Here is a 12,437-nt window from a genome sequence, read left to right as displayed (position 1 = left end):
GTCAACATCGGCATCGGCGGTTCCCATCTCGGCCCGGAAATGGTCTGCCGCGCGCTCACGCCCTACGGCCACCCGCATTTGAACGTGCACTTCGTCTCCAACGTGGACGGCACCGACCTCCGCGAGGTGTTCCGCAAGGTCGATCCCGAGAGCGTGCTGTTCGTCGTCGTCTCCAAGACCTTCACCACCCAGGAGACGCTGACCAACGCGCATACCGCGCGCGAGTGGCTGCTCGACTATCATGGCGACGCCGCCGCGGTGGCGCGGCATTTCGTCGCCGTGTCGACCAACGAGACCGGCGTGCGCGAGTTCGGCATCGATCCCGAACACATGTTCGGCTTCTGGGACTGGGTCGGCGGGCGCTACTCGTTGTGGTCGGCGGTGGGGCTGGCCATCGCCCTATACCTCGGCATGGACGCCTTCGAGGAACTGCTCGATGGCGCGCACGCCATGGACGAGCATTTCCGCAGCGCGCCGCTGGAGCGCAACATGCCGGTGATCCTGGCGCTGCTCGGGGTTTGGTATATCAACTTCTTCGGCGCCGAGACGCAGGCCATCCTGCCTTACGACCAGTACATGAACCGCTTCGCCGCCTATTTTCAGCAGGGCGATATGGAGAGCAACGGCAAGCACGTCGACCGCGACGGCGGCGAGGTCGACTACGCTACCGGTCCGGTGGTCTGGGGTGAACCGGGCACCAACGGCCAACATGCCTTCTATCAGCTGATCCATCAGGGCACACGTCTGATCCCCTGCGACTTCATCGCGCCGGCCGTGTCGCACAATCCTGTCGGTGAGCATCACCCGATCCTGCTGTCCAACTTCTTCGCCCAGCCCGAGGCGCTGATGCGCGGGCGCACGCTGGAAGAGGTGCTCGAGGAGTTGCATGAACAGGGCATGGACGCCGAGGCGGCTGCGCGTCTGGCGCCGCACAAGGTCATGCTCGGCAACCGACCGAGCAACGCGCTGCTGCTGCACAAGATCACTCCGCATAGCCTCGGCCGCCTGATCGCGCTGTATGAGCACAAGATCTTTGTGCAGGGCGTGATCTGGAACATCAACTCCTACGATCAGTGGGGCGTCGAACTCGGTAAGCAGTTGGCCAAGGCGATTCTGCCCGAGTTGCAGGGCGATGCGCCGGTCGATGGCCACGACAGCTCGACGAACGGGCTGATCAATCACTACAAGCGCCTGCGCTAGATCCCGTGCGAACGTTGCGAGCCAATTCCGTTTGCCGCGTCCAGGCCGCGCGCGGGAAGCGCGCTTAGCTGCGCCATGGCCGGATATCAGGAAGCCGCCGAGCGCATCGCCGCACGTATTGCGGCCGGCGAGTTGAAACCTGGCGTCAAACTCGGTTCGGAGCGCCAGCTGAGCGAGCAAATGAGCGTCTCGCGGCTGACGTTGCGTGCGGCTCTGATCAAGCTGGAGGCGGACGGTTTGGTTTACGGCAAGAGCCGGAGGGGTTGGTTCGTCAGTCCGCCGCGTTTCGTGTACGACCTGGGCCGTCGCGCCAACTACAAGACGATGGCAGCGGCCCAGGAGCGCAGCGCGCAGATCGATCTGCTGGACAGCGGTCTCGCAGCTAGCCGCGAGCTGCCTTCCTGCATGCGCGAACATGGGCTCACGCGCGCATTCTTGCTGCGCCGTGTGCGGCATCTGGACGGACGCAGCGTGATGTTCGAGAGCATCTACCTGTCCGCGGAGGCTGTGCCCGGGCTGCTGAAGCACAATCTTGCGGACTCCATCACCGAACTGCTGCGCGACGACTACCGGATCGAGATCGATCGCGAGGACACCAGCGTGCGTTCTGCCCTGCTCGATTCGATGCAGGCCGAGGCGTTGGCGGTGGCGCCGGCCACGCATGGTGTGCTGATCGAGCGCAGGCGCTTTGCGGCCGGTCGGCTGATCGAGTTCGATACCGAGCACTGGCTGCCGGGGGCCATTGAGATCCGTCTGTCCGTGGAACCTTAGACCGGCCCCGTTCTCCCCATTGGGGTGCGTGGCGACAATCGACGCACCGCGAGTGAGCATGCCGTTGCTGTGATTTTGCCCTTTCCTGTGCTCGCGTGTTTGCTCAAATAATAATAAGTATTTGATTTTTAGTTATTCGTCTTCCTTGGCATGAATCTTCCTAGTTCCTGGTATATACCAGATTCTGGCGGGATAATTTCTCATGCAACGCAGCAAATTCTTGTTCAAGCCCAGAGGCGGCGACGCGGCTACGTCGATCGCTCTGGCCTTTGCCCTGCATGCCGACGCCATCACATGCGGGGGCTTTGAACTTCGCGCAATCGATCTGATTCGGGGCGGCACTGTAGCGGGTGCCGCCGAATCCAACGCGTCCGCGAAGAGGAGACGACATGGCTAATTCACGCACCGTACTGGTGACCGGCGCGACGCTGGGCATCGGCAAGGGCATCGCAAGCGTATTCGCAAAAAACGGCTACAAGGTGGCGCTCACCGCACGCAATGCGGAACACGGGGCACAGGCCGAGCAGACGCTGAAGGCGGTCTCGGGAAACGAGGACGTGCTGTTCGTGCCCGGCGACGTTACCAGCCTGGAGTCGATGCGGCAGGTCGTCGGTACGACGGTGGAAACCTTCGGTAGCTTGGACGTGCTGTGCGCGAACGCGGGGATGTTCCCTTCCGCCAAGCTCGACGCGATGACCGAGCGGCAGTGGGACGAAATCTTCGACGTCAACGTCAAGGGCATGCTGTTCAGCATCCAGGCGGCGCTCGATGCCCTGCGCGCGAGCGTCGCCGGGCGCATCGTCATCACTTCGTCGATTACCGGCCCGGTGACCGGTTTTCCCGGCTGGGCGCACTACGGCAGCACCAAGGCGGCGCAACTCGGCTTCATGCGCACCGCCGCAATCGAGCTGGCGCGAGACGGTATCACGGTCAACGCGGTGCTGCCGGGCAACATCTATACCGAGGGCCTGCAGGACCTCGGCGAGGATTACCTGAACTCCATGAAGGCCTCCATTCCGATGAAGCGCCTAGGCGACGTCGAGGACATCGGCCACGCCGCACTGTTCTTCGCGCAGGAGACTTCCGGTTACGTCACCGCCCAATCGCTGATCGTCGACGGCGGTCAGATCCTGCCGGAAACCCTGGAGGCCGTGGACGCCTGACGGCGGTTCGCGCAGAGAATTCTTACGGAGAACGACAATGCTCGAAACATCAATGGCCGGCAGTGTGTCCGAGTTGGACGCGGCAGTGGAGCGCAGTGCGCGCAAACAGGAAATTCTAGACAAATCGGTCAAATACTGGAATCCGGGCAAGACCCGCTTCTGGCAGTCCGTCGGCATCGACCTGGTGATCGGCAAGCGTGAGGGCTACTGCCTCTACGACATGGACGGCAAACGCCTGATCGACGTGCACCTCAACGGCGGCACCTACAACCTCGGCCACCGCAATCCGGAACTGGTACAGACCCTGATCGACGCGCTACAGGAATTCGATATCGGCAATCATCATTTTCCTTCCATTGCGCGTGCCGAGCTGGCCGAACAGCTGGTGACGCATTCGCCCGACGGCCTCAATCACGCCATCTACTCCAGCGGCGGCGGCGAAGCGATAGACATCGCGCTGAAGTCGGCACGCCACGCCATGGGCAAGCGCAAGATCGTGTCCCTGGAGAAGTGCTACCACGGACACACCGGCCTAGCGGTGGCCACCGGCGACCCGCGGTTTTCTCGCATGTTTCTCTCCGAAGGTGCGGCGGACGAATTCGTCAAGGTGCCGTTCAACGACCTGGAGGCGATGGAAACCGCGCTGAAGGGCGGCGACGTGGCGGCGGTGATCATCGAGAGCATTCCCGCGACCTACGGTTTCCCACTGCCGCAGCCCGGCTACCTGCAGGGCGTGCGCGAACTGTGCAGCCGCTACGACGCGCTGTACATCGCCGACGAGGTGCAAACCGGTCTCGGCCGCACCGGCAAGCTGTGGTGCGTGGATACCTACGGCATCGTTCCCGACATCCTGGTCACGTCCAAGGGGCTGGGCGGGGGCCTCTATCCGATCGGCGCGGTGCTGGTGAACGACCGTGCGGCGAGCTGGATGGACGAGGACGGTTTCGGTCACATCTCCACCTTTGGTGGTTCTGAGTTGGGCTGCCGGGTGGCTTCCGCCGTATTGGATATCTCGACGCGGCCCGAGGTGGTGGAGAACGTGCGCCGGATGAGCGCGTATTTCACCGAACAGCTGAGCGGCATCCGCGACGAGAGCGGCGGTTTCTTAACTGAAGTTCGCCAGCAAGGGCTGGTCATGGGCCTCTGTTTCGACCACCCGCAAGGTGCGGTGTTTGTGAGCAACGCCCTCTATCGCAACGGCGTGTGGGCGATCTTCTCCGGGCTCGATCCGCGCGTGCTGCAGTTCAAGCCGGGCATGCTCATCGACCAGGGGCTGGCTGACGAGGTGCTCGGCATCCTGCGGCGCAGCGTGCGCGAAGCCAAGGCGGCGGTTGGGGGGTGAGGGCGATGGCGTACGAATTGGCCGTATCGGATGCCGACCTTGCCGTGATCGATGCCGCCGTGCCCGGCAACCTGTGGCGCTGGGGATTCTCGGAAGCTGCGCAGGTTAGGCTGCTCAACCATTCGGAAAACACTACCTATCGCGTCGACGAGGAAGGGCGGTGCTGCATTTTGCGCGTGCATCGCCTCGGCTATCACTCACAGCAGGCAATCGCCGCCGAGCTCGACTGGGTGGCGGCTATCGAGCGGGATACCTCGATTCGTACCGCGATGCCCATTGCCGGCACGGACGGACGGTTGGTGCAGCCGTTTCCTTCCGGCCAGGGCGACGGGCGCTACAGTGTGCTGTTCGAGTTCCTGGACGGCGAGGAACCTGGAGAGGAACACGACCTGCCAGAATCGTTCGAGCAGCTGGGCTCCATCACCGCCACTCTGCACGAGCACAGCCGCGGCTGGGTGCGCGACGGTCGCCGTCCTGCGCGCCCGGTGTGGGACTTCGAGCGCACGCTCGGGCGCCAGCCGATCTGGGGCGACTTCCGCGACGGCATCGGCGTGACGCCGGAGGTGGCTGCGCATCTGAATCAGGGCGTGGCGCGCATCCGCAGCCGCCTGCAGCGCTACGGAACGAATCCGAAGCGCTTCGGCTTGGTGCATGCCGATCTGCGCCTGGCCAATCTGCTCGTCCACGAAGGGCGGGTCGGCGTGATCGATTTCGACGACTGCGGCTACTCCTGGTTCATGTACGACCTGGGCAGCGCGCTGAGTTTCATAGAACACAAGGACTACGTGCCCGCGCTGGTCGAGGCCTGGGTGCGGGGCTACGAGCAGGTGCAGCCCCTGGCGGACGAAGACGTCGACATGCTGTCCACCTTCATCATGCTGCGCCGGATCCTTCTGGTCGGCTGGTTGGGCTCGCACAGCGAAACCGATCTGGCAGCCGAAATCGGTGCGGAGTTCGCACCGCAGACCTGCGAGCTGGTAAGCCGGTACCTGCACCGCGAAAGCCTGCTCGTCTAATCCCCGGAGGGAGAACATGAACGCAGATTCAGACAGCATTCGCGCCAACCTTTCCAAGGACCCGCTGTTCATCGCCGGTCGCTGTGTCGATGCGGCCGAAAGCGGACGTCTGGAGGTGGTCGATCCTGACACCGAGGACGTCTTTCACGAGGACGCTGCACGCGTTCTGCCGGTGCGCCATCGCCGAGGAGGCCGGATTGCCGCCCGGTGTGCTCAACGTGCTGAGCGGCGTCGGCCACGAACTGGGGTTGGTACGTAAAGTGTATGTCTTCGTCGGCCACGGCGAGTGTTGGGGGCGCTGCGCCGAGTGATCGTTGAGTGTGCATGAGAAGGGATGGAGGTTTCAGCGGCGGGCCGCGAGGCACGAAGGATTCAAGGGGGAGGTAACCCGGGCGCGCGAGTTGGCCCGGTGTCCGATACCAGTCGCTATTCGATTGTTGAACTGCATCGTCCGTGAAGGACGTCGTTATGGAGGTTGCACATGAGTCACCCTGAAAATTCTGCCGCCAATACCGGTGGCACGAGTTCCGGCCTCAGCGCCACGCTGGGAACGGTCGAGGCCTTCGGGCAATCCATCGCCAACGTTTCGCCCACGTTCACGCCGACGCTGAACCTGACCGTCGTCGTCGCCTTCGCAGGCTTTCTGGCCTGGCCTTCGTACCTGATCGCCACGCTGGGCCTGTTCCTGGTCGCCTGGAGCATGGGTTCCCTGGCCAAGCGGCATCCGACCTCGGGCTCGTTCTTCCTCTACATCGGCCGCAACTTCGGACCCTTGGCGGGCATGCTGGCCGGCGCGGCGATGATCTCCGCCTACCTCTTCACCGGCATTGCGGTGATCATCGGTGGCGGCATCTTCCTCAACAACATGATCGGTGCCATGGGGCTTCACGTGCAGGTGCCGCATTACCTGTTCTACGCGGTGTTCACGGCCGTGCTCGGCTACTTCGCCTATCGCGACGTCAAGCTTTCCGCACGCCTGGCGCTGATTCTGGAGGCGCTGTCGGTGCTCATCATCACCGCGGTGGTGGTGGCCGCCGTCGTGCACCACGGCACCTTGTACGATCCAAAGCAGTTTTCCTTCAGCGCTTCCGACATGGGCAAGGTGGGACCGGCGATGGCTTTCGCCATCTTCTCCTTCGTCGGTTTCGAAAGCGCGGCGACCTTGGCCAAGGAAATCAAGGATCCGTCGCGCAGCGTGCCGCTCATCATTCGCGCCACGCCGGTGGTGGCCGGACTGTTCTTCGCCGTGATCGCCTACCTGATGATTCTGGCTTCCGGCGACAACGTCAAACTGCTAGGTTCCAGCGCCGCGCCGCTGGTCGACATCACCAAATCGCTGGGCGTTGCCTGGCTCGCCGCGGTGATCTACGCCGCCGCTTTCGTCGCCGCGTTCTCCTGCGCGCTGGCATCGCTCAACGCCGCGTCGCGGCTGATCTACTCGATGGGCCGCTATCGCTTCGTGCACAGCTCGATGGGCGCGGTGCATGCCAGCCACGGCACGCCGCACTTCGCGCTGGGCGTCGGCGCAGTGCTCATGCTGGTGGTGTGCGAGGCGCTGGTGCCGGCCGACCCGCTCAACGCCTTCGGCTGGACCGGTACCTATGCCGCATTCGGCTTCGTGCTGGTGTACCTGGGCGTGGCGCTGGCCGGCGTGCGCGAAGCGCTCAAGTTCGGCGACAGCGGTGCGCGCAAGACGGTGGACAGCGTACTCGGCGTCGGCGGCGCGCTGATCATGGCCTACGTGCTCTACGGCAGCCTGTATCCGGCGCCGGCCTATCCCTACGATCTGCTGCCGTATCTGTTCGCCGCATCGCTGCTGGTCGTGGCGGGCTGGTACGCGGTGCTCAAGACGCGCGTGCCGCAGGTGCTGGCCGGCATTTCCTCCATGGATCTCGATTGACGCGTATGCGTCGGCTGCCCGGCGCAACGCCGGGCAGCCCAACCGCTATGATTCGTGCATGACGGCGGAAGCGGCAACAGCGGCAATCGCGCAGGCGGCGGACTCTTCCGCCGCCTGCGCGCTCGACCCGACCCGACACGGCGGTCTTGCCGTAGAGGCGGGTTTCGCTTCGCGCCAGGCAACGCATCATTCCCTCAACGAAGATTTCTTCGGCGCGGTGGCCGGCCGCGGTGCCGACGCCGGCACGCGCGGCAGCGTGTGGGCGTTGGCCGACGGCATGGGCGGCGCTAGCGGCGGACGCGTGGCCGCGGAGCTGGCGGTGCGCGGCTTTCTCGAAGCCTACTACCAGTCGCCAGCCACGCTGAGTCCGCTGCGCGCCGCCGCCCGCGCGCTGGATGCCGTCAACGGCTGGCTGCACGCGCAGGGACGCACGGATCCCGCGCTGCGCAACATGGGGGCGGCCTTCGCCGCGCTGGTGCTGCGCGGGCGGCAGGCGTTTCTGATCGCGGCCGGCGACGTGCGGCTGTACCGCCTGCGCGCCGGACGGTTGCAGCAGATCGGCGAAGATCACCTAGTGCCGTCGCCGCAGGGCTGGCTGCTCGCGCGTGCCGTGGGCATGGAGCGCGAGCTGGTCGCGGACGTGACCGAACTGGACGTGGAGGTGCACGACCGCTTCCTGCTGTGCAGCGACGGCGCCTACCGCGATCTGTCGTCCGCACGCCTGCGCGCGCTGCTCGACGACACCGATCCGCAGGAGGCGGCGCGGGGCCTGGTTGCCAGCGCCGCGCTGGCCGGGAGTATTGACGACGCGAGTGCGGCAGTGATCGACGTGCTGGGGTTGCCCGATCTCGACGACCGCTACCTGGAACGCCTGATCGGCAGTCTGCCGATCGAGCGAGCGCCCGAAGCGGGTGAGACCGTCGACGGTTATCGCCTGCAAAGCGTGCTGCACGAGGGTCGCTACAGCCGGGTGTTTCTGGCTTGCGATGCGCAGAACGCGCGCTGGGTGATGAAGTTCCCATTGCCGAACGCAGAGAGCGACGAGAACATCCGCCGAGCCTTCGTGCGCGAGGGCTGGATCGCCGGTAGGCTGCGTACGCCGTGGATCGTCGCGCCGCAGTGGCGCGAGGCGGAGCGGCGCAGTCGGCTGTATCTGGTGATGCCCTACCACGCGGGCGAGACCCTGGAGCGGCGCCTGAGCCGGCGCGTTGGCCTCGACGAAGGACTGCGCGTCGCGGCGCAACTGGCGCGCGCCGTGGATGCGCTCAACCGGCATCAGGTCTACCACCGCGACATCAAACCGGACAACGTGTTCCTGACCGAAGGCGGTGAACTCCGGCTGCTTGATCTGGGTCTCGCGCGACTGGCCGGCGTGCTCGACCCCGCGCCACCCGAGGTGCCGGGCACGCCGAGCTACATGGCGCCGGAGCTGGTGCGCGGCGCGCCGGGCGACGAACGTTCCGAAGTCTTCGCCTATGCGGTCACGCTGTACCGCATGTTCGCCGGCGGCGCCTTCCCCTACACCTTGCGCGGCAGCGTCAGCCTGCGCCGGCACCGCCCGGACCTGCCGCCGGCTTTTGACCGGATCTTCGCCAAGGCGCTGGCCGACGATCCGGCGCAACGCCATCAGGACGTGCTGGAAATGGATTACGAACTGGAATACGCGGCCGCGCACGCCGCCCAGGCGCCGCCGCGCGACACGCGCAGCCTGTACGCGCGTCGCCCCGTGCTGGTCTGGCAGATGCTGAGCGCGGCGCTCGCCGCCGCATTGCTGGCCTCGCTATTCTGGCGCTGAGCGGCGCGTTCGCGGATGCGCCGGCGCCTGCACCGGATTGGTTCGGGCAGGCGGGCCGCCGCTTTGACGTGGTGCGTCGCCAGCGCGCGAATCGCGCACGAACTCTCCGCACGGCGCGACGCGGCGTCCCGAACCCTCAATTGGCACGGCTCTTGATTGATCGCCCTGGAGCACAGCCGTATCGGCGGCCAAGACTTACCTCCAGACATGCCTGAGCAACTGAGAACATGAGCGTCCATACGCATATTGTCGGCGCGGTGCGCTATCGTTTCGACGGCCTGCGCGAGCTGCTCGCCAAGGCCTCGCCGCTGCGCTCCGGCGACCAACTTGCCGGCCTCGCGGCGGAATCGACTGTGGAGCGCGTGGCGGCCCAACGCGCGCTCGGCGAGGTCCCGCTCAAGGCCTTTCTCGACGAGGCGCTGATCCCCTACGAGGAAGACGAAGTCACCCGTCTGATCCTGGACACGCACGACGCCGCAGCGTTCGAGCCGGTCGCGCATCTGACCGTCGGTGGCTTCCGCGACTGGCTACTGTCCTACGAAGTCGATGCGGCCGTGTTGTCGCGCCTGGCGCCCGGCTTGACGCCGGAGATGGTCGCAGCGGTGTCCAAGCTGATGAGCCTGCAGGATCTGGTGCTGGTGGCGGGCAAATGCGAAGTCATCACCCGCTTTCGCAACACCATCGGCCTCAAGGGGCGGTTGGCGACGCGCCTGCAGCCCAATCATCCGACCGACGATCCGCGCGGCGTCGCCGCCAGCATGCTCGACGGCCTGCTCTACGGTAGCGGCGATGCGGTGATCGGCATCAATCCCGCCAGCGACCATCTGGGTACGCTGACCACGCTGCTGGAGCTGATCGACGAGGTGCGCGAGACCTACTGCATCCCGACCCAGTCCTGCGTGCTCACCCACGTCACCAGCCAGATCGACGCCATCGCGCGCGGCGCGCCGGTGGATCTGGTGTTCCAGTCCATCGCCGGTACCGAGGCCGCCAACGCTGGTTTCGGCGTCAGCCTCGCGCTGCTCGCCGAGGCGCGCGAGGCGGCGCTGTCGCTGGGGCGCGGTACGCTGGGCGACAACGTCATGTATTTCGAGACCGGCCAGGGCAGCGCGCTGTCGGCCGATGCGCACCATGGCGTCGATCAGCAGACCTGCGAGGCGCGCGCCTACGCCGTGGCGCGCGCCTTCGAACCGCTGCTGGTGAATACCGTGGTCGGGTTCATCGGTCCGGAATACCTCTACGACGGCAAGCAGATCATCCGCGCCGGCCTGGAGGATCATTTCTGCGGCAAGCTGCTCGGTCTGCCGATGGGTTGCGACGTGTGCTACACCAACCACGCCGAGGCGGACCAGGACGACATGGACGCGCTGCTCACGCTGTTGGGCGCCGCCGGCTGCACCTATGTCATGGGCATTCCCGGCGCCGACGACATCATGCTCAACTATCAGAGCACCTCATTCCACGACGCGTTGTATCTGCGCCAGACGCTTGGGCTGCGACCCGCGCCGGAGTTCGAAGCCTGGCTGGAGGAGATGCGCATCTTCGATGGTGCGCGACGCCTGCAGCCCGTCGCCGGCCATCATCCCTTGCTGAGCCATCCCTTGGCGGAATGCGGATGAGCGGGAAACTGCAGAACGGCTACGCGGACCCCTGGGCGGCACTGCGGCGCTACACCGATGCGCGCATCGCGCTCGGGCGCGTCGGCGGCAGCCAGCCCACGCAGGCAGTACTGGATTTCCGCCTGGCGCACGCCCGGGCGCGCGACGCGGTGCATCGCCCGCTGAACGCGGCGGCACTGGGCGAACGCCTCGCTGGACTCGAGCTGCCGCTGGCGCGGGTGGCGAGTCGTGCGCCGGACCGTCCGACCTATCTGCAGCGCCCCGATCTCGGGCGCAGATTGGCGACGGATGCACAGGAGCGCCTGCTCGGGATGTCGGCGGCGGGTTGCGATGCGGTGTTCGTGCTCGCCGACGGTCTCTCCGCGCTGGCCGTGGAACGCCATGCGGCGCCGCTGCTGGAAGCCGTGCTGCCGGGGCTGTGGGCGCGGGGCTGGCGTATCGGACCGCTGGTGCTCGCCGAGCAGGTCCGCGTCGCCCTCGGCGACGAAGTGGGACATGCGCTGGCGGCGGAACTGGTCGTGATGCTGATCGGTGAGCGTCCTGGTCTCAGCTCGCCCGACAGCCTGGGCGTCTACTTGACCTACCGGCCGCGGCCGGGGCGCCTGGACTCCGAGCGCAACTGCATCAGCAACATCCGTCCGGAAGGGCTCACCTATCCGGCCGCGGCGCACAAGCTGCTGTATCTGCTCACCGAGGCGCGCCGCCGCGGTCTGACGGGCGTCGGACTCAAGGACGACGCGCCGGCTCTGGCCGAGGCGGACGTTCGTGCGTTCGAAACCTCCGCGTAGATCCTCAGCCCATTGCGGCGCCTGTTTGTCTGTCTCGGCGCGCCTGCTGGGCAAGCGCCCAGGCGACGTGCTCGCGCACGAGAGCCGACGGGTGATCGGTTCGTGCGCGCAGTGCCGCCAGGACTTCAGGGCTGCCCGGCGCGTTGCCTAGCGCGACGGCGATGTTGCGCAGCCAGCGTTCATGGCCGATTCGGCGGATGGCCGAGCCCTCGGTACGCGCCAGAAACTCCATTTGGTTCCAGGCGAACAGGTCGATCAGCCTCGCTGCGTCGAGGCCGTGGCGCGGCGCGAAGTCCGCTTCCCGTGTGGGGCGGGCGAAGCGGTTCCAGGGACAGACCAGCTGGCAGTCGTCGCAGCCGTAGATGCGGTTGCCGAGCAGCGGGCGCAGCGGCTCCGGGATGGCGCCGTGCAGTTCTATGGTGAGATACGAGATGCAGCGCCGCGCGTCGAGACGGTAGGGCGCGACGATGGCCTGCGTGGGGCAGATGTCGAGACAGGCCCGGCAACTGCCGCAGTGCTCCTCGCCGGGCGGATCGACCGGCAGCGGCAGGTCGGTGTAGAGCTCGCCGAGGAAGAACCAGGAACCGGCGTCGCGCGCCAGCAGGTTGGTGTGCTTGCCGATCCAGCCAAGGCCGGCCTTTTGCGCCAGCGGCTTTTCCAGCACCGGGGCGCTGTCGACGAAGGCGCGGTAGCCGAACGGCCCGACCTTTGCCTCGATGCGGTCGGCGAGCTGCTGCAGGCGCCGGCGTAGCACCTTGTGGTAGTCACGACCCAGCGCATAGCGCGAGACGTAGCCGGCGGTCGGGACGTTGAGCACGGTTTCCGGATCGGCGCCTTCCGGCG

At 66.1% G+C, this 12,437-nt stretch carries 11 protein-coding genes; 10 read left to right on the top strand and 1 reads right to left on the bottom strand.

The genetic code is table 11. From position 1 onward, the window contains the following. The 10 genes from pgi to eutC form a co-directional block, all read left to right on the top strand. Window positions 1-1,200, top strand: a 1,200-nt coding sequence (gene pgi / locus P8014_RS19085; RefSeq protein ID WP_337818916.1) for a glucose-6-phosphate isomerase, incomplete at its 5' end; no start/stop codon positions are given. A gap of 75 nt (window positions 1,201-1,275) precedes the next feature. Then, entirely contained in the window at window positions 1,276-1,971 is a 696-nt protein-coding gene (locus P8014_RS19080; protein ID WP_337818915.1) for a UTRA domain-containing protein, read from the top strand. 389 nt (window positions 1,972-2,360) lie between these two features. Beyond that, complete coding sequence (fabG, locus tag P8014_RS19075; RefSeq protein WP_337818914.1) at window positions 2,361-3,134, top strand: 3-oxoacyl-ACP reductase FabG; 774 nt, start codon at window positions 2,361-2,363, stop codon at window positions 3,132-3,134. A 37-nt stretch (window positions 3,135-3,171) separates the two neighbouring features. Next, on the top strand, window positions 3,172-4,476 hold the full coding sequence (locus tag P8014_RS19070; protein ID WP_337818913.1) for an aminotransferase class III-fold pyridoxal phosphate-dependent enzyme: 1,305 nt from the start codon (window positions 3,172-3,174) through the stop codon (window positions 4,474-4,476). Window positions 4,477-4,481: 5 nt separating this feature from the next. Next, window positions 4,482-5,492 (top strand): phosphotransferase, encoded by a 1,011-nt coding sequence (locus P8014_RS19065; RefSeq protein ID WP_337818912.1) that lies wholly within the window; start codon window positions 4,482-4,484, stop codon window positions 5,490-5,492. Window positions 5,493-5,508: 16 nt separating this feature from the next. Further along, complete coding sequence (locus P8014_RS19060; protein WP_337818911.1) at window positions 5,509-5,751, top strand: hypothetical protein; 243 nt, start codon at window positions 5,509-5,511, stop codon at window positions 5,749-5,751. A 222-nt stretch (window positions 5,752-5,973) separates the two neighbouring features. Then, window positions 5,974-7,392, top strand: a complete 1,419-nt coding sequence (locus P8014_RS19055; protein WP_337818910.1) for an APC family permease — start codon at window positions 5,974-5,976, stop codon at window positions 7,390-7,392. Between the two features lie 58 nt (window positions 7,393-7,450). After that, entirely contained in the window at window positions 7,451-9,187 is a 1,737-nt protein-coding gene (locus P8014_RS19050; RefSeq protein ID WP_337818909.1) for a bifunctional protein-serine/threonine kinase/phosphatase, read from the top strand. A gap of 227 nt (window positions 9,188-9,414) precedes the next feature. Next, complete coding sequence (locus P8014_RS19045; RefSeq protein WP_337818908.1) at window positions 9,415-10,806, top strand: ethanolamine ammonia-lyase subunit EutB; 1,392 nt, start codon at window positions 9,415-9,417, stop codon at window positions 10,804-10,806. Beyond that, on the top strand, window positions 10,803-11,594 hold the full coding sequence (eutC, locus tag P8014_RS19040) for an ethanolamine ammonia-lyase subunit EutC (protein WP_337818907.1): 792 nt from the start codon (window positions 10,803-10,805) through the stop codon (window positions 11,592-11,594). Before P8014_RS19045 ends, eutC begins: the two co-directional genes overlap by 4 nt. 4 nt (window positions 11,595-11,598) lie before the next feature. Here the strand turns inward: eutC and queG are convergent. After that, window positions 11,599-12,437 (bottom strand): tRNA epoxyqueuosine(34) reductase QueG (gene queG, locus P8014_RS19035; RefSeq protein WP_337818906.1); only part of this gene is annotated, 839 nt, incomplete at its 5' end.

It is taken from the genome of Acidihalobacter sp., assembly GCF_037381185.1.
In the GTDB taxonomy this organism is placed as follows: domain Bacteria; phylum Pseudomonadota; class Gammaproteobacteria; order DSM-5130; family Acidihalobacteraceae; genus Acidihalobacter_A.
This window is presented reverse-complemented; position numbering and strand designations above follow the sequence as displayed.

Excerpts from the sequence above, each read along its gene's own strand:
- P8014_RS19080 (WP_337818915.1), top strand. The coding sequence starts at position 1,276 with ATGGCCGGATATCAGGAAGCCGCCGAGCGCATCGCCGCACGTATTGCG.
- fabG (WP_337818914.1), top strand. The coding sequence starts at position 2,361 with ATGGCTAATTCACGCACCGTACTGGTGACCGGCGCGACGCTGGGCATC.
- P8014_RS19070 (WP_337818913.1), top strand. The coding sequence starts at position 3,172 with ATGCTCGAAACATCAATGGCCGGCAGTGTGTCCGAGTTGGACGCGGCA.
- P8014_RS19065 (WP_337818912.1), top strand. The coding sequence starts at position 4,482 with ATGGCGTACGAATTGGCCGTATCGGATGCCGACCTTGCCGTGATCGAT.
- P8014_RS19060 (WP_337818911.1), top strand. The coding sequence starts at position 5,509 with ATGAACGCAGATTCAGACAGCATTCGCGCCAACCTTTCCAAGGACCCG.
- P8014_RS19055 (WP_337818910.1), top strand. The coding sequence starts at position 5,974 with ATGAGTCACCCTGAAAATTCTGCCGCCAATACCGGTGGCACGAGTTCC.
- P8014_RS19050 (WP_337818909.1), top strand. The coding sequence starts at position 7,451 with ATGACGGCGGAAGCGGCAACAGCGGCAATCGCGCAGGCGGCGGACTCT.
- P8014_RS19045 (WP_337818908.1), top strand. The coding sequence starts at position 9,415 with ATGAGCGTCCATACGCATATTGTCGGCGCGGTGCGCTATCGTTTCGAC.
- eutC (WP_337818907.1), top strand. The coding sequence starts at position 10,803 with ATGAGCGGGAAACTGCAGAACGGCTACGCGGACCCCTGGGCGGCACTG.